Genomic DNA, 21,472 nt, shown 5'->3' on the forward strand with positions numbered 1-21,472 from the left:
ACATTTGAGTTATGGCTTTATTAGTAGTATTGATCATCAATCAATGCTCTAATATAGCAATATTGGCTCAAATGTAGTGAACAAGCTAAAATATTCTCTACGGTTTCCCGTAAAAGGATAAAAATTGAGAAGTTATATCGCCTGTCTACTCCTAAAATCTTTCTGCCTTGCTATTGATCAAGTTGTTTCTGAAATTCCTCCAGGTATTTAGCCAGATGAATACCATCTGCCAGGCCATGATGAGCTTCAATGGAAACGGGAAGGTATTTTTTCCCTTCGCGGATATTGAATTTTCCAAAAGATATCTTGGGTACTGATTCTCCGTTGTTAAAATCTGTCGGATGAAGAATCGCACTGAAAGAATTCCATGGGATTGTCGTATGTCGTATATGATCTTTTCCCAGTCTCTCATTGCTTAAACGAAGCCCGGATGTTGCATGCACTTCTTTTATTTCCTTCTGAAGCTCAGCATTGAAAACTTCAAAATCTTTTGAAAAATGAGTAAATGAAAAACCAAAAGTTCCGTCAGGTCGTCCAATAGTACTTCCTGCATGAACGGTATCAAACAAAACTACCTGCCCGTCAATGATTCTGAGTTTCAGTTCATCGACGGTATTCACAGCAACCATGGATTTGTGATAATAATAAGCAAAGAAAGAATATCCCTGTTCTTTAGCAGTCTGATAGGCTTTTGTACAATCTACTTCGGTTGTAAAACCCAAATAGGGACTTGCCATTTTAGAGAAAAATTCAAAATGCTCCTTCCTGTTCCATTGTCCGATGTCTACGATCTTCATTGATTTTTTATTTTGTCGCAAATTTCAGTAAATTTTATGGTATTCTAAATCTTTCCTACCTGAAATTTTATCATACATAAATTATTATTTTTAATCTGTTTCGGAATCTGTTTCAAATTATCAATGATTATTCTTAAATACGTAACTTACTGATGTCTTTAATCAAAAATAAAAAATTTAATAATCTTGAAAAAATGAAAAAAATCTTTTATGCATTGCTCCTATTCATAGGAGTTCAGAATCTACAGGCACAAGATATTCCACTATTGGACAGGAGTCTTTTTTTTGGAAACCCTGAAATTTCTGGCGGTAAGCTGAGCCCGGATGGGAAATGGATTTCTTTTACAAAAGAATATGAGGGAATCATGAATATCTGGGTGAAAAAGTTTGATGAACCTTTTGATAAAGCCCGCCCACTCACAGATAGCAAAAGGCCATTAAATGGATACTTTTGGTCTGATGATGGTAAGTACATTCTGTACGTGAAAGACAAAAACGGTGATGAAAACATGAATATTTTCGCCGTAGATCCAATGGCTAAGGCAGCAAAAGGAGTTCCCGAATCTAGAAATCTTACCCCGCTTAAAGAGGTAACTGCTCAAATTTATATGGTCAGTAAAAAGGATCCTGATCTGCTCATGGTAGGATTAAACAATCGTGATAAAGCATGGCATGATCTCTATTCATTAAAAATTTCTACAGGTGAACTGAATAAAATATTCGAAAATACAAGCCGAATTACAAGCTATAATTTTGACTGGGATGAAAAACTCAGAATAGTCAACAAAACTGATGAAAAAGGAATCACTCAGTTTCTATATAAAGATGGAGATAAATTAACACCAATTTATGAAACATTAGTGACTGAGGAAGCTTATATCCCAAATTGGAATGAAGATAATTCGGAATTTTATCTGGTAACCAATAAAGGAGATATCGATAAATCTACCCTGTTTCTAATGGACCCGAAAACCCAACGAACCACTAAAGTAGAAAGTGATCCGAAGGGGAAAGTGGATTTTGGTAGTTTATTGACAGATAGAAACACCAGAAAAATAATTTCAACATCTTATACAGGTGATAAAACTGAGTATTACTGGAAGGACAAAGCATGGGAGGCCAATTATAGATTTTTACAAAATAAATTTCCGGGAAGAGAGATTGATTTTTCAAGTGCTACAAAAGATTATTCCAAATTTTTAGTAACTGTTTGGGGAGATCAATATGCTCCTGAATCCTATTTCTTTGATGCAAAAACCAAAGAACTGATTTTCCAGTACACACCAAGAGCTGAATTAAAAAAAGTTGAAAAATACCTGGCTTCTATGACACCGATCACTTACAAAAGCAGTGACGGACTTGAAATCCCTGCTTATCTTACTATACCATCAGGATCAACAGGTAAAAATGTACCTGTTGTAGTTCTTGTCCATGGAGGGCCAAAAGGGCCCAGAGATTATTGGGGCTACAACTCTATCGTACAATTTTTAGCCAACAGAGGTTATGCCGTATTGCAACCCAACTTTAGGGCAAGCGGAGGTTACGGTAAAAAGTTTCAGAATGCGGGAGACCTGCAGTGGGGAAAATTAATGCAGGATGATATTACCTGGGGAGTGAAACACCTTATTGAACAGGGAATTGCAGATAAAAACAAAGTGGTTATCATGGGCGGAAGCTATGGCGGCTATGCAACACTGGCAGGCCTTGCCTTTACACCCGACGTCTATGCTGCGGGAGTTGACATTGTAGGACCAAGCAATCTTTTCACTCTGTTGGATTCAGTTCCTGCTTACTGGGAATCTTTCCGTGCTGCATTATATGGAATGGTAGGTGATCCTAAGACTGAAGAAGGTAAAAAAAGAATGCATGATGCCAGCCCTTTATTCAGTGTGGATAAAATTAGTAAACCATTGTTGATTGTACAGGGTGCTAATGATCCGAGGGTAAAGCAGGCCGAAGCCGATCAAATTGTGATTGCTCTTCGTGAAAAAGGCAAAAAAGTGAATTATATTCTTGCAGATGATGAAGGACACGGATTTCGCAAACCTGTAAACAGTATGGCCATGTATGCTGAAACTGAAAAATTCCTTTCTGAAGTAATCGGAGGAAGATATCAGAAAGATATGCCGGAAAATGTAGCAAAACGTCTGAAAGAAATGACAGTTGATATTTCAAAAGTGACTTATACACCAGCAAAAATTGAAAAAACGACAACAGCTCCGAAATAGAGGATCTGAATACATTAAAAAAGCCATCCCATTTTCATAGGATGGCTTTTATTATTCTCTAAAGTTTATTATTTTGCTTTTCCATTTTCAGCCTGTATCCGTCCTATCCAACTGGCCATTTCCTCTATCTGCTTTTCAGAAAGCTTAGCTCCGTGATGAAGATAAATATAAGAGGGAAGCGGCATTTTTTTCTGTTGTATTTGGTTAAGAATAGATTCTAATTTATTAGCCTGTTTACGATCGCTGTAATGGCCCCACTCATTAAAATTCAACTCTTTTTTTCCTTTTTGAATATGATTCTCAAGGTAAAAACTTAAAGGTTGAATGTAAGAATATACAGGATAATCTGTGGAATTACTATGACAATCATAACATGAATTTCTCAAAATAGATTGTATTTTTTCAGGTATCTGATACACCTTTGAAATGTCAGAGGAAGGCAACTGCCCATAATCAATATTACGGGCAGGCCGGATCAACTGAATCATTAAAAAAATAAGGATACATCCAAAAAGTATTTTTTTAACATTCTGGTTCATCAGTCTACAACTCTTTCTTTATAGATCCACAGTTGAGCATTTTGGATCCCTCATAAGGATTGACAATTTCTTTTGTCTCACTTATCCAGATGGCACCTTTTCCATTATTATACATAGGGCAGAAATCCTGATATAATTTCAAACCTCCCGTTCCGGTCTCTCCTATTAAATCTGTAATATCGTTACTTAACAAAAGTAAGTGCTCCCTCTGATGTTCTACATCATCTGATTTTCCACCGATATGTTCTGCATTTTCTAACGCGCTTTCTACAATATCACGCAACTCAGAATTATTGTTGCCACTTAGCTTGCTAAGGTCTATTTTCTTTAGTATTGAAAACAGATTTTTAGCAGCATCAGAAGCTTTCTTAGCATCATCCTGAGTCAAAGCATTTTTTAAAGGAAGATATCCTTCAATAACTTGTTTTATCGGAAAAACCGTCAGTTCTGATACTTCTTTTTTATTTTCCTTCGAACTTTCTGTTACTTCCGGATTTGGAGTAATAACAGTTTCTGGTTGGTCCCCTGTTTTGATCTCCGGCTGTGTATTCTTATGAGATAGCTTATTATCAGGTTTATTACATGAATAAAGTGCAGCTCCCACCAAAAATGTTGTTAATATACTTTTCATTGTTTCATTAATTTTTTTAAAATAGTTTCATTACAAATTTTAATACGTTAAAGTAATTCCGGCTCCCCAGCCCATTTCATTATCATAATTTCCTGAAAGGGATACCCATTTTTGTACGATATATCTTAATCCTGTTGAAAATTCTCCATCAGAATTGACACTAAAGTTTCCTCGTAGTCTTCTTGAAAGCGGAATATCTTCTCTGCTTAGCTCCAATAAGACTTTTCCATTCTGATCAACACTTGCATCAGCGGTAATCAACATAGGTAAGACATACTGCATCCCTACGATAAAGGCAAACTTATTTTTCGAAGCTTTCTGTTGACCGAACCATGTTTTTTTCCCGTGGAAATCCATTCCCATATCTTCTGCCATCTGTCTTTCCATAATCTCATGATTCTTTTGAACTCTGACTCCCGCATACGGAAGTGCCCATTGAAATTTACCCAAAAACCTACCTACTTTTGCACTCCCTTCAAAATGATCAAAGTTCCAGTTGGAATGAAATTCATTAAGGTTAGCCCATCGTGGTCCGAACATCGTCATGGTCTCAGCATGTATTTTATTACTTGCTACATCCAGCATTGCCATAGAACTGATCATCTGGTTGTCTTTCATAAAGTTCTTCCAGGCCAGTTTTCTATTCGGAAGTTGTGGATTAGGTTTTGAATTTTCATAACTGAATATTCTTCCCATCCCCGCCATCATATGGTATAATATGTGACAGTGGAAAAACCAGTCTCCGTCCTGATTAGCAGCGAACTCAATCGTAACGGTTTCCATTGGCATAATATCTACAACATTTTTCAACGGAGAATATTCACCTTTTGAATTGATTAATCTGAAATCATGACCGTGAAGGTGCATCGGGTGGCGCATCATGGAGTTATTATACATCTTAATTCTAAGAACTTCTCCTTTTTTAATCAGAATTTTATCTGTTTCGGTCACTGTTTTATTATCTAAAGTCCATAGATAATGGTTCATATTTCCTTCCAGCGTAAACTTCATTTCACGAATGCTATCTGTAGGAAGAATGGTTTTTTCAGGAGATTTTAAAATGTTGTATGAAAGTCTTTTAATCGTTTTCTCTTCTTTCATATCCATCCCTGAATGTTGAGAATGATCTTCCTTTTTATCATCTTTAGTCTTTACTCCCATCATCTCATTGATGTGTTTTGCAGTAGTTTTCCTTTGATTTTCTGATAATTCAGGATACATTACTTCATTCATATCCATCATTTGATTTCCCATCGTCATGGTCATTGGCTTCATATTTCCGCTCATTTCCATCATTCCGTTCATCATTTTCATTCCTTCAAAAAGCATTAACCTCGGCAGATTGGGAGCTTCCACTTTCTCTCCTGAGCCCAGCCAAAGAGAGGCATGTCCTATTCTGTCTTCTGAAGTGGCACGGAATTCAAAGCTTTTATTTTCAGGGATTGTCACTTCAATATCATAGGTTTCTGAAACCCCAACAATAAGACGATCAACTTCCGTCGGAACGACATCATTTCCGTCATTTCCTACTACCTTTATTTTTCCTCCGCCATAATTCAGCCAGAAATAGGTAGAGGAACCTCCGTTAGCCACTCTTAATCTTACTTTATCACCAGGTTTTAGATTGGAATAATCTGAACTTGGAGCTCCGTTAATCAGGAATTTATCATAGTAAACGTCACTCACATCCATGGCTTCCATTCTTTTCCATTCATTCAGAGCTTTTGTTCCCAAATTTCCGGATTTGATCGCTTCCCAATAACTTTGAACTGCATTTTTTTTCACCGCATACCAATCTGTATTGGCCATGTGGAGCCTTCTGGCAATTTGCATGGGGTCATCATCACTCCAGTCTCCAAGCAATACAGGAATCTCTGCATCATACTGCACTTTTGGTTCTCCTTCTCTTTTCTTAAAAACCAAAATACCATTCATTCCAATTTGCTCCTGAAGGGCTTCATGGGAGTGATACCAATAGGTACCGTTTTGTGAAACTCTAAATTTGTACAAATGGGTCTCTCCTGGCTTTACAGGTTTTGTAGTAAGATAAGGAACACCATCTTGCTCATTCGGCAGTATAACCCCATGCCAGTGCAATCCGGTATTTTCCTTGAGCATATTGTGCAGATAAATTTCTGCAGTATCTCCTTCTGTAAAGTATAAAGTGGGAGCCTGAAGTTTACCGTTAATGGCAATAGCCCTTCGGTTTTTCCCTGTAAAATTAACAATGGTATCCTTTACGTAAAGGTCGTAACGAATAGTTTTTCCTCCAAAGGTAACTTTACCATTTTCTGAATTTCTTTTTAAACCGGTCTTTTTCTCTGTTTGGTTTTCATCAGCAGTATGATTGTGATTTTCTTTTTCAACAAGATCCATCCCACATTTAGGACACTTCCCTGGCTTATCCGAAACAACTTCCGGATGCATAGGGCAGGTATAATAGGTCTTTGTTGTTTGTGCAAAAGTAAAAACAGAGAATAAAAGTACCAGAAACATTAATATTTTTTTCATAATATTTCAAGCTTTTAAAGCTGCTGCATAGATTAAAGTAAATAATGACATAATCTATGCAACATACTATTTTATAGATCAATACAAAATTTTACTTAATTTCTGACTTTACACTTCCACAAGTAAGCATAGCTTTTCCATAGTATGGATTGGCGATCTGTTTTTCATTGCTCAACCAGCTGGCGTCAGCCATTGGACAATATTGTACATAAACCGGTTTTTCGGAAAGTTTGAATTCTTTTGTCAGCGCAATCATATTGTCCGAAAGGTTCATAAAAGTTTCTCTTTGAGCTGCAACATTTTTTGCATCAGAGATAGCGGAAGCATCTTTTCTAAGAACATTAAGGTTGCCCTCAGATACTTGCTTATAGTCAATTGTAGAAGCCGTTTTAATAAATTCTGTTGCGGCTTTTGAAGTTTTGTCTGCATCATCTGAAGCTAAAGCTGCTTTGATTGCAATATAGTTCTGATACAATTTGGAAACCTGAGCGTCCTTTTTAGACTGTGCTGAAAGTGAGATAATTGAGAATACAGATAAAACTGCTGTAATGATATACTTTTTCATTGTTGTAAATTTTAGAATTAATTTTTAATAAAGAATAATTAAATGCATAGAAAAATGCATGAGAACGTGTCGTCCTGTATCAATATTTTATATCGAAACGACAGACGGATTTTAAATTCTAAAATTACAATGATGTATATAAATGGGTACCGGTTTATACTCCGGTGGTCCATTGATTTGAATTTGAGTAAATTTTGAAGCAGAAAAAGAATGATCAACAAAGGTAAACTGATGTTTTACAGGGATTCCTGAAATCTGACCTAAAAAATCAATGTGTAGCAAATCTGATTTTTGGGAATCATCAACTTTAACAAGTTTGATCTCTGTTTTGCAACATTCTTTTTTATTTTTGACTCCGCATTTTCCACAAATATCATCTACTTTCTGGCTTACAGAAACAAATTCCTGCATACAATAATGAACGCTAAATGCTGCTCCGGAAGAAAATCCAAAGTAGAAAATAGAGAACAATATGGCAAGAATCTTTTTCATTGATAGGACAAAGTTAAAAATATCTCAGAAATCAATGTTATAAAATTCGGTAATCTTTTTATAAAATTCAGGTGAATAAAAAAGCTTTTGAAAAATATTCAAAAGCTTTTTCTATTTATTTTATTCCTTTCAATTATTCAGATTGTCAGAATACTAAAAACATATTAGCAAACAGTGGAACTTAGAGTCTAAAGTTCAGCGTAACATTAAAGAAACGCCCTGTAAGACGAACCGGAACAGGATACATATAATTGGTATTATAGTCCGTCACCCATTGGTTAGCAATTGTATTATTGATATTAAATGCATTGAAAACCTGTACTCCCAATGTCAGCTCCTGGAAATTACCCCAAAAACCGGATCTTTTATTTTTATCTTTTGGATCAATAAAAACTTTGGTAAGTCCGATATCTACCCTTTTGTAAGCCGGTAAAGTTTTTTGATAAGTATATGCTGAATTAAAATCAGGCTGCCCATTGCTGTCAAACATTACAGGGGCTCCCGTAGGTAGTCCCATAGCATAGACCAACGTCAGATTAACTCTCATCGACGGAAACTGTGGCATATAATCCTGATAGAACATCGCAAATCTGAATCTTTGGTCTGTAGGTCTTGGAATATTTCCTTTTCCGTCAATATTTTCATATACCCTTGCATAACTCGCAGATAACCATGAATCTACTCCCGGAACAAATTCACCAAATAATCTGGTATCGATTCCATACGCATATCCTTTAGAATTATTCTGTCCTGAGTACCTGATTCTTACATTATCCATATAATAAGGAATCAGATTATCCATCTTTTTATAATAAAGCTCTGTGGTAAGCTTAAACGGTCTGTCATACATCTGAAACTCATAATCATTAGCAAGAATCAATTGTATGGAACGCTGTGATTTTATATTGGAATTGAAGTTACCATCAAGATCTTTAATCTCCTTGTAGAAAGGAGCCTGGTAATAGATCCCCCCTGAAATTTTAAACAACATATCGCTGTCCCAGTCTGGTTTAATGGCAAACTGCACTCTTGGAGAAAAAATAGTTTCTTTATTAAAACTCCAGTTAGCAACGCGTACTCCGGCATTAACAAATACCTTGCTGGCGCCCCAATAAAACTTTTGTGAGTATTGTGCATAAGCAGATAATCTTGTAGGCTCTATATTATTTCTCCCTGCGATATAATAAGCCAGTTTAAGATCTCCTGTAGCCCCTGTCCTCGGATCAATAATCTCTGGTCTCGGAAGACTGTAACCTGCGGAATCAATCAACTTCCATTCATTGGTAAGGTCTTTCAGGTTTTCTTTCTCATATTTAAACCCGACTTCAAAGTCTGTATTGACATTCGGAGAAAATTTAGCTCTGAACTGTGTTCCGTAGGTTCTTACGAATAAATCATTTCTGGCATGCTCTATCTGTCCGCCTGTATCAAATGATGAAACAGGCTCCTTGGTTACGGGATCAAAAGTTTGCAGTTCATATCCTGACTGGATAGAATAATATTCTCTTTCTCTGTTCTGATAGGCAAAAGCGTCTAATGTAAATTTCCAGTTATCTGCCGGCTTGTAGTTCACAGAAAATGTACCCATCATATTCTTATACTGGTCATTTTCTTTACCATCATACCCGATATTCACGGTAATAGGCTGCTGAAGACTTCCAAACGTTACGCTTTTATATTTGGGAATCATTTCGTAATCATTCTTGGAATAATATCCTATGAACGACATGGATAACTTATCATTCACGTGATAATTAAGGTAAGACTGAAAATCCCAATAGGTAGGATTAAAGTCTGTATCTTCTTTTAAAGTATTAAGAACAAGGTTGGTATTTCTGTATCTTCCGGAAAATAAAGCGGTAAATTTTTTATTTTTTGAAGCTAAGCCTGTCGTAAGCCTTCCTCCAATCAGACTAGCCTCCCCTGAAACTTCAAATTTTTCAGGTTCACGGTAATAGATATTTAAAGCAGAAGACATTTTATCACCATATCTGGCTTCAAAACCTCCTGCTGAAAAATTCACTGTAGAAACCATATCCGGATTGATAATACTCATCCCTTCCTGCTGAGAATTCCTGATCAGGAAAGGTCTGTAAATTTCAATATCATTGATATAGATAAGGTTTTCATCATAGTTTCCACCACGTACCATATATTGTGATGACAGCTCAGTATTGGAGTTTACAGAGGGTAACGTTTTCAGAAGTCCTTCAATCCCTCCACTGATAGAAGCTACTGCTTTAGCCTCTTTTGCTGAAATTTTCACATTGGTAAGGTCGTTGGTTCTTCCGGTTGTTTTTTTCTGGAATACAACTTCCTCTATATCGGTCACTTTAGTCGTTGCGGTATCTTTTTTCCTCTGTTGGGAAAAGATCATTACTGGCACAATCAGGCTAAGCGGTAAAACTAGTTTTTTCAAAAGAAATATTTTAGAATTTCTAAAATTAATGTTTTTTTAACAATTACAAAATGGATTCTCTAATTCTTGTTAATTTTTGTAGTAAATCTTCTAATAAATCCAGTCTTAACATATTGGCACCATCAGATAATGCTGTTTCTGGCGTAGGGTGCGTTTCAATAAAAAGGCCGTCTGCTCCTACCGCAATTCCTGCTTTAGCAACAGTTTCGATAAGTTCCGGTCTTCCTCCTGTAACCCCGGAGTTCTGGTTAGGTTGCTGTAAAGAGTGAGTAACATCCAGAATAACAGGTGCATATTCTCTCATTGTCGGAATTCCTCTATAATCTACGATAAGATCTGTATATCCGAAAGAGTTCCCTCTCTCAATAATAGCAACTTTCTGGTTATCAGAATCCGTAACTTTCTGAACGGCAAACTTCATGGCTTCCGGAGAAAGAAACTGTCCCTTTTTCAGGGTAACACACTTTCCGGTTTTTGCAGCTGCCACCAGTAAATCTGTCTGACGTACCAAAAATGCCGGAATCTGAAGAACATCTACATATTGAGCTGCCAATGCGGCGTGCTCATTTTCATGAATATCTGTCGTCGTAGGAATATTGAAAGTCTCTCCTACTTTTTTAAGGATTTCAAGAGATTTTTCTTCACCAATAGAAGTAAAAGAATCTACACGGCTTCTGTTAGCCTTTTTGAAACTTCCTTTGAAAATATAGGGAATATTATATTTATCTGTAATCGTAATAACTTTTTCAGCAATTCTCAATGCCATATCTTCTCCTTCAATAATACAAGGACCGGCAATAAGGAAAAAGTTTTTTGAATCTTTGTGCGAAATATTATCTAAATACTGAATCATTTTGTTGTAATTAAAAAGTTCAGTAAAAATACTGAGAAAGTTTTAGAAATGGAAATTATTTGAAGTGAGAGTATGTGGTTTTACTGTTTTAAAAAAGATAATTGTCATATTTTAATTAGGCTCCATTTTTACTAATTTAAATTTTAGAAATAATCATCAATACATTTTTACCATATTTTTCAACATTCAGTTTGTCATTCTGAAAGAATTTAAACACTTTATGGTATAATATCTGGGCAGATTTATGATTGAAACAACAAAAATTGCGGATAGCTTAAACGGAATTTTGATTTAAACGAAAGAACGGGCTAAAGCCCGCTCCTATTATTTTTTTTTATTTTAGATGGGAACTACTCCATCTTTTTCAAAATCTTTTCAAACGTATTGACATTCCTGCTGGTAAAGTGATCTTTAAGACTTTTCTTTCCTAAAACTTTTCCAAAGGTAGAATCTAAAGTATTCCCTTTCGGAACCTGCCAGTAAAATATATTATCTACAATTTCTGCCTTTTCATTTTCTGCCTGGGCTGCTTTCTGAAACTCTTCCATCAGAACTTTTTCTACACCCGGAATACCGACAAAACTATAAATATGGAGGCTTTCATTCTTTTCAAAAGGAATACTGTTCCAGAACACCTCTGTCTCTGCCTTAGATTTCACAAATAAAAAAGCTTCGTAAGAAAAGTGTTCCGACATCGCTTGTTCAAGGATTGCTTTTAATTCATCACCTTTTTTTTCTGAAGAGAAAACAATATTTCCGGAAGCCAAAATCGAGCTCACCTCTTTCATTCCGGCATCTTTAAAGACCTGGCAGACATCGGCCATTTTCATATTGGTTCCTTTTACATTAACACCACGGAGAAAAGCACAGTATTTCATAAGTTGGAAAGTTTTAAGTTGGAGAGTAGTAGAATGAGGTGATTCTTTCTGATTTTAATAGTCTTTAATTTTTTAATCAATTCTAATGTATAGATTATAGTCTGTTCCGGAAGGTTTCAAATGATAAATTTTTTCAAGAATTTTGTGATCACTTTTCAAATGATCTTTTACTCTGAACTCCTTTAAAACCCTATAATGAGTCTGGTAATAAAAAGCTTCGGTATTATTTCCTTCATACAGATTCTTATAAGAAAGCAGGTATTTGGGTTTTCGGTTTTTTACCGTATTGATCCAATAGTTCTTTTTATCTTTTTTGATTTCTTCCTGAATTTGCCTGTCTACCAATCCTACCTCATCAATGGTTTTTAGTCCGGAAAAATAAGGCACATAACCAGCCGGTTCCAATAAAATCCATTGATTTTTATCTTTTTCATATTGGTTTAAAAATACTCCGATGGTTCTGCGGTAATTCCACTCTCCATTTCCGGTTGCAATGGCATGAATCGTTTGAAAAGCAAGCATGGGAAGAATATAAAATATAATCAACATTGACAACCATAGATTTCTCTTCACTTTCTGCTCCAGTACAAATATCAGTACAGGTACAAAAAGGAGAAGCTGCGGAACCCAGTAGTACCAATCAAACAAGCTTTTCTGAGAGATAAAAATAATCTGCTTTGTCCATCCGAAAATGAAGATGATCCACAGAAAATAATTCCTGCTTTGTCTTTGTCTCACCAGATAAATGAAGCAAAGCAATTCAAAAATCAATACAATAACGGTTACTGGATTAAAATTACCGGGTACTTTCAGCATTCCCCAAAAGTTTCCAAAACTTATCAGAAAATAATTGATATTTTGCTGAAGGGTAAAACTTTGTTCATACAATAATTTCTTTGCCGTAATGGTATTATTAACAAGCTCTCCAAAGTAAAACCAGTTAAATGCAACCGTTAGTAAAACACCCCAGACACCGCCGAATACATAGTTCCATCTGATTTTTTTATTCCAGAATAGATCAACAAGAAATACAATTCCTAAGAAAATTACCGTATCAATTCTTGTAAACATAATCAAAACAGGGAAAAATGCCAATACCCATTTTTTACCTTTATGAAATCCATAATATAGCAGGCACATCTCCAGAAAAAACAGGATCCCATACTCCATTCCGAGAATAGAAATTTTAATGGACGGCGGCAGAATTCCTATTAAAAATATAAAAACAGCCTTTTGTAAAGGATTTTTAAGAACCAAATGAGAGAGCAACAAAGTGCCAATGGTGAACAGAATTGAATTGAAAATTAAAAGGGGTTCAATAAAGTTTTCTTTGCCAAAAATCAGATTGAAAAGATAGGACACAAAAACATATAAATGAGTCGTAGAAGCTGATATCTTAGTATCACCATTGAAACCAATCACTCCGTAATCCAATAAGTTCTGAGCAACTCTCCAGGTAATAAAAGCATCTTCCTGAATATAATGTGTCAATAAAAAAAGAAGTTTAAAAACAACCGTAAAAACGACCGCATAAATTGGGAACTTTTTGTTCTTTGTGTCAACCATTATGTATTTTTAAATTTCACAAATATAATCTTAAAAATCAGGATTCCCAATAATAAAAAAACGGAACCGAAGTTCCGTTTTAATGTGTGTTATTGTGTTGCTTTGATAATGGCTGAAGTGATCTGGTCTTCTTTTTCTTTTGAATAAGTAGAATCAAAAGGCTCCATAACATCAAACATATATTGGTAGAAAGGGGTGATTTTCTGAACCTCTTCAGATTCTTTCATCGCTTTCTCTTTCCCCATCTGCTGCAGATCTTTTACAAAAGCATTGAATTTTTTATCAATCGGCTCAATCGACTTTATCAGATAAGCATATGCTTTTTCTTTTTGTCCGATCTTAGTATAAGCGTCGGTAACGGCTGCCACAACAAGAGAATATTCCATTGGTTTTGTTCTCATTTGTCTTCTCAGGTAACTTTGATCTGCTTTTGAAAGGCTGAAATAATAGTCATATTCTTCAAAAATACCTTTTTTAAGCACCTCCGCCAGCTGAAGACCTTTCTGCTCCTGACCGGCAATGATATATCCTGATACGATAGAGCTTAGTGAACGCGGATCGTTATATTTTTCAGCAGGAATTTCTTTTGCCGCAAGATCAAGCAATTCTATCGCTTTCGCTTTTTGACCATTTAATGCCAGTGCTGAAGCCGCTCTGCTTGCAGACATTCTATAGCTTATAATATTGGATGTAGCCGTTTCGTCAAAATGAGAGTTTAAGTCTTTAAAGTTCCCCCATCTGAAGTTTTTCACCACATTATAAAGAGAATTGGCGTCTACTCTTCCCATATCACCATCAGCAGTCTGAGGAGTATGGATAGGAATTAACCTGTAGCTGAAACCATCAAACTGAAGATATTCATTTAGGTAGAAAATATTTTCGTTGTCATAGATTCCTCCTGAAGAGAAGTTAATCGGACGTTTCCAGTCAAAGTTTGCCAACATATCCAATAAGATCAGATTGTTTTTATACAATGTATTCCCTTTGTAAGTAATCATAATCTGATTTACCACATTCGGAAGGTCTGACTGATTGATGATCCCTGCTTTCAATGCATTTTCCTTATTGACAGGAAGGATAAATTTGTTTACAGGAAGAATATTGTATTTTTCATATTTCTCTTCTCCGAAATACATTTTCAACAGTTGATCTTTTTCAGGAGACTTGAATTTAATAAAGTCTAAAGCTTGTTTCAATGTCATTGAATCCTGAGTAAGATACTTTTTGAATGACTGGAATTCGGTTTCAGGAGCTCCCTGCTCTTTCAACATAGAAAAAACGCCTTCCCAATCTTCTTTCTTCATCATATAGATCTGGTCATTAACCCCATCTCTGTAATCTTCGTGAGTCAATTGACTTGGGATTCCCATCGCATTATATGTTCTTCTTTTCACCTGATCCAGGTTCCATGGCGTTGAAGCCAATGTGAAGTTAACTACTTTCACATCATCTCTGAATCTTTCGGTTTCCTGAATCGCCCAAACCGGATAGGTATCATTATCTCCATAAACGAATAAAATATCGTTTTTCGGTAATGATTTCAATACAGAATATGCATAATCATAGGCAGTATATCTGTTGCTTCTGTCGTGTACATTATAGTTCTGGAAGCCCATCATAAATGGTACTCCTAACAATACAACCCCTAAAGCGATATTAGCTCCGTTGGATTTAATTTTAGATTGTAAGAACCATAAAATAGCACCTGCTCCCAATCCGATCCAAATCGCAAATGCGTAGAATGAACCCACCATGGCATAATCTCTTTCTCTTGGTTCAAAAGGCTTTACTCCTGTATAGAAAATAATTCCGACACTTGTTATAATAAACAAAGATAGTAACGCGTAGAATCTTCCGAAGTCTCTGTTCAATTGGAAAAAGAATCCGATCAAACCTAAAATTAATGGAAGAAAGAAAAATTTCACTGTACTTTCATTCTTGAATTTTGCAGGCATTTTATCCTGATTCCCAACATTCACATTGTCAATAAAAGGAATACCTGAAATCCAGTTTCCATTGGTGCTTTCCATATTTCCTTCAAGGTCGTTCTGTCTTCCTACGAAGTTCCACATCAGATATCTCACAAAATAATATCCATTCTGGAAAGAAATAAAATAATCCATATTCTGAAGAAGCGAAGGCTTCTGAACATTGATCAGGTTATAAGGTTTTACCTTTAAATAATCAGCAGCTGTTATCGATTTGTCTTCATACTTTGTTCTTAACTCATCGAAAATCTGCTTAGCCTGGGGATTGTCTGCCACATCTTCATTCGCATAATTGAATGTAAAATCAGGAGCTCCGTACATTGAAATGTAGTTTGCCATTACACTTTTATCCTCATTAAACATTCTTGGCATAAGACTTATCTGAGACTTACTGAAAACATAATTGAAACGGTCTCCGGTTTTTCTATAGGTTCCGGTTTTCTCATCTTTCTCAAAGATCTCCCCGGTTTTTTGTGTTTTGAAACTTCCGTCCTCATTCTTTTCAATTCCGTTTGCATCAAGGAATGCGGTATAGTTTTGCCCATAAATTGTTGGCCAGTCACCATACTGCTCTCTGTTATAATAATCCAGCATACCAATTGCTGTATCCGGATCGTTAAGATTCATTGGAGGATTAGCATTTGCTCTGATCGGAATAACCATCCAGCAAGAGAAACCAATAATCATAAATACCACAGATAAGGCCATCGTCTGATATAGTTTCTTCTGAGTCTTTTTTGCATATTTAATAATAAAATAGCAGATACCTGTCATCAGAATAAACGCTGCAATGGTTCCGGAATGGAAAGGAAGCCCAAGACCATTGACAAAGAAAATTTCCAATCTTCCAAACATGGTCATGATTAAAGGGAAAATAATTTTAAAAACAACAATTAGAATTCCCAATGTAATCAGATTTGCCCAGATAAAGTTTTTCCAGGTAAACTTATAATTTCTTGCATAGTACACAAGACATACCATAGGAGTTGCGAGCATACACATCATGTGTACCCCAACTGAAAGTCCTAAAATGAAGAAAATAAGAATAATCCATCTTTCACTGTCTGCCGCCTGATACTCATTTTCCCATTTCGTAATCAACCAGACCAAAAGAGCAATGAACATTGAAGCCATCGAATAAACTTCTCCTTCTACTGCAGAGAACCAGAAGGTATCTGAGAATGTAAAGCACAAGGCTCCTACTGCTCCCGCAAATAAAATAGAAATTTCCTGATGTTTAGTAATTTCTTCAAAATCTTTGTTTAACAATCTTCTCACCAGGTGAGTAATCGTCCAGAACAAAAATAAAATAGTCAGCGCACTGAACAATGCAGACATCGCGTTGATTACGATGGAATAATTTTCGCCGTTTCCCAAAGCAAACATGGCTGCTACAGCACCCACGATCTGGAATAAAGCCGCTCCGGGAGCATGCGTTACTTCAAGTTTTACTGCAGAAGAAATGTACTCTCCACAATCCCAGAAACTGAAATTGGGTTCTATTGTGGACAAGTACGTGAAAAACGCAATGACGAAAATCACCCATCCTAAAACGGTGTTCCATTGCCTAAAAGTCCAATTTTTCATAGTATTAAATCAATTATGCGAAAATAGGGCTTTTATATTATTTTATGTTGTTTTTAACAAAATTTAAAAAAATGGCGTGGTATTTGCGATTATACTGGTGCTAAAACTGTAAACTCGAAAATAAGTTTTTATAAAACGAGCCCCTAGAAATCAAACAAAAGTTTAGTAATTATTTATTTTTTTGTATTTTTGCAGTCAGATTTTTATTGAAAATAACAAATAATGAGTAATGTTTACGATAATATTCTTGGCCTAATAGGACACACTCCTATGGTGAAGCTAAATACTGTTACAAAAGATATTCCAGCAACCGTATATGCCAAGTTAGAATCATATAATCCTGGACATTCCACCAAAGATAGAATTGCTCTTCATATTATAGAAAACGCAGAGGAAAAAGGCTTATTAAAAGAAGATTCTGTAGTTGTAGAAACTACTTCAGGAAACACTGGGTTTTCTATTGCAATGGTATGTATCATTAAGGGATATAAATGTATTCTCGCAGTAAGCGACAAAACCAAACCTGAAAAAATTGCCTATCTAAAGGCATTAGGAGCTACTGTATATATATGTCCCGCGAATGTACCGGCAGATGATCCGAGATCATACTATGAAGTAGCTAAAAGAATCGCACAGGAAACCCCGAATTCTATTTATATCAACCAGTACTTTAATGAGCTTAATATTGATGCCCATTATCAAAGTACGGGTCCTGAAATCTGGGAACAAACAGAAGGAAAGATCACTCACCTTTTTGCTTGTACAGGAACAGGAGGTACGTTATCGGGTTCAGCGAAATTTTTGAAGGAAAAAAATCCGGATATCAAGATTATCGGAGTAGATGCAGATGGATCCATATTGAAAAGCTATCACGAAACAGGGGAAATTCACAAGGAAGATGTACATCCTTATCAGATTGAAGGAATGGGGAAAAATTTAATCCCTGCTGCCCTGCTTTTCGACAAGGTAGATGAATTTGTAAGAGTAAATGATGAAATGTCTGCCTACAGAACCCGTGAAATAGCATTGAAAGAAGCGATCATGGGTGGATATACGACCGGAGCCGTAACGCAAGGTCTTATACAGTATGCACAATCTCATGAGTTAACTGAAAATGACGTAGTTGTTTTAATCTATCCTGATCACGGTTCAAGATATATCACGAAAGTATATAGTGATCAATGGATGGCCGAACAGGGATTTGTCAACAACTGTGTTCACAATTACGACGAAGTTTTCAAAACAGAGTTTATCAAATAAGAACAAATAAAATCACGATATAAATAAAGCCTTTTGCGTGTTGTACAAGAAAGGCTTTTTTACTTAAAAATTACGAAACAATGTTGGATATTTTTGAAAGAATAAAAGAAAATCCAGGACCACTTGGACAATTTGCAGATTATGGAGAAGGATATTTTATTTTCCCAAGATTAGAGGGTCCTATCGGCCCTAGAATGCAGTTTCAGGGTAGAGAAGTAATTTTCTGGAGTGCCAATGATTATTTAGGGTTGTGTAATCATCCTGAAGTAATAGAAGCGGATGCAAAAGCGGCTGCAGAATATGGAATGTTCTATCCGATGGGAGCAAGAGCGATGTCCGGAGAGACAGATCAGCATCTTCAGTTGGAAAGAGAACTGGCAGACTTTGTACAAAAAGAATCAGCATACTTATTGAATTTTGGTTATCAGGGAATGGTTTCTACCATTGATGCTCTGGTAAGCAGAAACGATGTCATTGTTTATGATATGGACTCTCATGCCTGCATCGTGGATGGGGTAAGACTTCATTCCGGTAAAAGATTTACCTATAAACACAATGACATGGAGAGCCTTGAAAAAAATCTTCAGAGAGCAACGAAAGTAGCGGAAGAGACAGGAGGAGGAATTCTTGTGATTACTGAAGGAGTTTTTGGAATGAGAGGTCAGCAAGGTAAAATCAAAGAGATTTGTGATCTTAAATCAAAATATCAATTCAGACTTTTAGTAGACGACGCGCATGGATTCGGAACTCTTGGTAAAACGGGTGCCGGAGTTGGTGAGGAGCAGAACTGCAATGATCAGATTGATGTATACTTCTCTACTTTTGCCAAGTCAATGGCCGGTTTCGGAGCATTCCTTGCGGGTGACAAAGAAATTATCAGATACCTGAAATTTAATCTTAGATCACAGATTTTCGCAAAATCTCTTACGATGCCAATGGTAATCGGAGGTTTGAAAAGACTCGAGCTTTTGAGATCAAAACCGGAAATCAAGGCTAAACTTTGGGAGAATGTTGAAAAATTACAGAGCGGACTTAAAGAAAGAGGATTCAATATTGGTGATACCAATACTTGTGTAACTCCGGTAATGATGCAGGGAACTCCTGTAGAAGCAACTCTTCTGGTAAAAGATCTTAGGGAAAACTATGGGATCTTTACTTCAGTAGTCGTCTATCCGGTTATTCCAAAGGGAATGATTCTTTTAAGATTAATTCCTACCGCTTCTCATACGGATGCTGAGATTAATGAAACACTGTCAGCATTTGAGGCGATTCACGATAAACTGGTAAGTGGTTACTACAAAGAGCAGGAACAATTATTACTGCAGGAACAAGGATTAAGTTTTAAACCGATCTAATCTTTAAAAACAATACGAAAAACCACTGATTGATTCAGTGGTTTTTTATTTTAAAAACTATAAAGCTATAACAACAAATGAAACTCAGAGGTTATTTATTGGGTATTTTGTCAGCAGTTTCATACGGATTGATTCCGATATTTATCCTGCCGATCAAACAGGCTCATTTTTCAATGGACATTACACTGTTTTACAGATTTTTCTTTTCAGCTATAATGGTGGGTGGATACCTGATTTATTCCAGACAAAATTTCAGAATCAATAAAAAAGAAGCTTTAATACTGGCTATCCTGGGAATATGTTATGCCCTGTCTTCTGAATTTCTGTTTATAGGTTACGATTTTCTTACACCGGGGATTGCATCTACGGTTCTGTTTATCTATCCGGTAATTGTAGCATTGATTATGTTTTTCATTTATAAAGAGAAACTTACCAGCCTATCAGTATTCTCACTATGCCTGGCCTTTGCTGGAGTCATTGTTTTATGTTTAAAGGAAAATGGTTTTGAAATCAATTTTGCCGGCTTGGGGATCGTGATGCTCAGTTCACTCTTTTATGCATTGTATATGGTGATTGTTAATAAATCCAATCTTAAAGTTTCAGGGTTCAAGCTTACCTTCTACTCTATGTTTTTTACCTCTCTGTTCTTTATGACAAAATCAGTAATTGGACATGAATCATTTATTATCCCTTCGACAGCTATCTTTTTAAACTTCCTTATTTTCGCTTTCCTTACGACAGTAATTTCCAGTTTATGTATGGTGTATGCCATTAAGAGTATCGGTTCTACACCGGTTGCTATTTTAGGAGCACTGGAACCGGTAGTGGCTGTGATGGTAAGTGTGTTTATGTTTAATGAAAAATTTACCACGAACTTATTGATAGGAATTACCCTTATTGTATTGGGAGTGATCCTCAATGTTATTTCCGATCGGAAGAAGCTCAGCGCTATCTGATCATTCAGATTTTAAATATTTTTTATAATATAAATGCCAGATCATTAAGTCTGGCATTTATCTATTTTCAGATATGCTAAATGATTACTTTACTCCTTTTAAAGTTTTGATTTCGCTTCTGTAAGATTAACCGTTTTTCCTAATGCTCCAAATTCATGAAGATCTCCAAAAACTTCAATACGAATTGACTGATCGATCCCTCCCACCTTTAAAGGATCAAATCCTGCATTTGTAATAACTTCCTCAATATCCTTATCAGTCGTTGAGTCGTCGGAAGCATAAAACAGAACTGACTTTTCAGGATTTCCATTGGAAGCTCCCGCAAGATTTTCAGCTCCCAATGTTCCAAATGCTTTTACCAATTGAGCTCCCTGAGGAAGAATTGCCTTATTGAGCTCTCCTGCAGATTCTCTTTCTCCAATGACTTTTTTGAATCCTCCATTTCCATCCGGGGCAATAGGATTTGAGACATCAACAATAATTTTGTCTTTCAGCATATTTCCATGATCACTAAAGAAGTCTTTAAAAGCACCAAACCATATCGCTGGTATAATAATGTCAGCAGTTTTGATAGCGGTATCAATATTCATACTTTGAGCCAAACCTCCAGATTTCCGGGCAAAATTATCTGATTCCTCATTATTTCTTGATGCTACTATGACCTCATGATTATTGTTGACTAAATCTCCGGCTATTGCTTTTCCAATGTTTCCAAGACCGATAACGGCCACTTTTTTCGATGTTTCCATTTCTTTTGATTTTATAATATTTATGTCAAAATTAGGAGGAAAGCTATCCACAAAAAGACAAACAAGTTTAAGAAATAGTCTTGACATTTGGTAAGGTG

General features: G+C 35.9%; 16 protein-coding genes. 4 read left to right on the top strand and 12 right to left on the bottom strand.

Features of this window, described 5'->3' with window-relative positions:
• Nucleotides 1–170: 170 nt before the first annotated feature.
• Nucleotides 171–797, bottom strand: a complete 627-nt coding sequence (locus C1631_RS03155; protein WP_109710415.1) for a chloramphenicol acetyltransferase — start codon at nucleotides 795–797, stop codon at nucleotides 171–173.
• A 194-nt stretch (nucleotides 798–991) separates the two neighbouring features.
• Between C1631_RS03155 and C1631_RS03160 the strand changes: the two genes are divergently transcribed.
• A complete protein-coding gene (locus tag C1631_RS03160; RefSeq protein ID WP_109711433.1) occupies nucleotides 992–3,025 on the top strand; it encodes a S9 family peptidase in 2,034 nt (677 codons plus the stop codon).
• Between the two features lie 68 nt (nucleotides 3,026–3,093).
• Here C1631_RS03160 and C1631_RS03165 read toward each other — a convergent pair whose 3' ends face one another.
• From C1631_RS03165 to C1631_RS03210, 10 genes are all read right to left on the bottom strand, one after another.
• Nucleotides 3,094–3,564 (bottom strand): heme-binding domain-containing protein, encoded by a 471-nt coding sequence (locus C1631_RS03165; RefSeq protein ID WP_103248337.1) that lies wholly within the window; start codon nucleotides 3,562–3,564, stop codon nucleotides 3,094–3,096.
• A gap of 4 nt (nucleotides 3,565–3,568) precedes the next feature.
• Nucleotides 3,569–4,195 (bottom strand): DUF3347 domain-containing protein, encoded by a 627-nt coding sequence (locus tag C1631_RS03170; RefSeq protein WP_109710417.1) that lies wholly within the window; start codon nucleotides 4,193–4,195, stop codon nucleotides 3,569–3,571.
• 39 nt (nucleotides 4,196–4,234) lie between these two features.
• Nucleotides 4,235–6,706, bottom strand: a complete 2,472-nt coding sequence (locus tag C1631_RS03175) for a multicopper oxidase domain-containing protein (RefSeq protein ID WP_109710419.1) — start codon at nucleotides 6,704–6,706, stop codon at nucleotides 4,235–4,237.
• A 91-nt stretch (nucleotides 6,707–6,797) separates the two neighbouring features.
• A complete protein-coding gene (locus C1631_RS03180) occupies nucleotides 6,798–7,271 on the bottom strand; it encodes a DUF3347 domain-containing protein (protein WP_109710421.1) in 474 nt (157 codons plus the stop codon).
• Between the two features lie 111 nt (nucleotides 7,272–7,382).
• Nucleotides 7,383–7,763 carry an HYC_CC_PP family protein gene (locus tag C1631_RS03185; protein WP_228440988.1) on the bottom strand — a complete coding sequence of 127 codons (381 nt, stop codon included), beginning with the start codon at nucleotides 7,761–7,763 and terminating at the stop codon, nucleotides 7,383–7,385.
• A 181-nt stretch (nucleotides 7,764–7,944) separates the two neighbouring features.
• Nucleotides 7,945–10,182, bottom strand: coding sequence for a TonB-dependent receptor plug domain-containing protein (locus C1631_RS03190; RefSeq protein WP_109710423.1), 2,238 nt, complete (start codon nucleotides 10,180–10,182; stop codon nucleotides 7,945–7,947).
• Nucleotides 10,183–10,225: 43 nt separating this feature from the next.
• Complete coding sequence (kdsA, locus tag C1631_RS03195) at nucleotides 10,226–11,035, bottom strand: 3-deoxy-8-phosphooctulonate synthase (RefSeq protein WP_109710425.1); 810 nt, start codon at nucleotides 11,033–11,035, stop codon at nucleotides 10,226–10,228.
• A 350-nt stretch (nucleotides 11,036–11,385) separates the two neighbouring features.
• Complete coding sequence (locus C1631_RS03200) at nucleotides 11,386–11,913, bottom strand: DUF1697 domain-containing protein (protein ID WP_109710427.1); 528 nt, start codon at nucleotides 11,911–11,913, stop codon at nucleotides 11,386–11,388.
• Between the two features lie 72 nt (nucleotides 11,914–11,985).
• Nucleotides 11,986–13,479: a DUF8728 domain-containing protein gene (locus C1631_RS03205; protein WP_109710429.1), complete on the bottom strand. Its 1,494-nt coding sequence runs from the start codon at nucleotides 13,477–13,479 to the stop codon at nucleotides 11,986–11,988.
• A gap of 89 nt (nucleotides 13,480–13,568) precedes the next feature.
• A complete protein-coding gene (locus C1631_RS03210; RefSeq protein ID WP_109710431.1) occupies nucleotides 13,569–17,054 on the bottom strand; it encodes a glycosyltransferase family 117 protein in 3,486 nt (1,161 codons plus the stop codon).
• A gap of 222 nt (nucleotides 17,055–17,276) precedes the next feature.
• On the opposite strand from C1631_RS03210, the gene C1631_RS03215 reads away from it, so the two are divergent.
• From C1631_RS03215 to C1631_RS03225, 3 genes are all read left to right on the top strand, one after another.
• Nucleotides 17,277–18,314: a PLP-dependent cysteine synthase family protein gene (locus tag C1631_RS03215; protein ID WP_103249093.1), complete on the top strand. Its 1,038-nt coding sequence runs from the start codon at nucleotides 17,277–17,279 to the stop codon at nucleotides 18,312–18,314.
• An 83-nt stretch (nucleotides 18,315–18,397) separates the two neighbouring features.
• Nucleotides 18,398–19,669: an aminotransferase class I/II-fold pyridoxal phosphate-dependent enzyme gene (locus C1631_RS03220; protein ID WP_185144651.1), complete on the top strand. Its 1,272-nt coding sequence runs from the start codon at nucleotides 18,398–18,400 to the stop codon at nucleotides 19,667–19,669.
• A gap of 77 nt (nucleotides 19,670–19,746) precedes the next feature.
• Nucleotides 19,747–20,625 carry a DMT family transporter gene (locus C1631_RS03225; RefSeq protein ID WP_109710433.1) on the top strand — a complete coding sequence of 293 codons (879 nt, stop codon included), beginning with the start codon at nucleotides 19,747–19,749 and terminating at the stop codon, nucleotides 20,623–20,625.
• Nucleotides 20,626–20,723: 98 nt separating this feature from the next.
• Here C1631_RS03225 and C1631_RS03230 read toward each other — a convergent pair whose 3' ends face one another.
• Nucleotides 20,724–21,374: an NADPH-dependent F420 reductase gene (locus tag C1631_RS03230; RefSeq protein ID WP_109710435.1), complete on the bottom strand. Its 651-nt coding sequence runs from the start codon at nucleotides 21,372–21,374 to the stop codon at nucleotides 20,724–20,726.
• Nucleotides 21,375–21,472: the final 98 nt, after the last annotated feature.

Source organism: Chryseobacterium phosphatilyticum (assembly GCF_002899825.2).
Lineage (GTDB): Bacteria > Bacteroidota > Bacteroidia > Flavobacteriales > Weeksellaceae > Chryseobacterium > Chryseobacterium phosphatilyticum.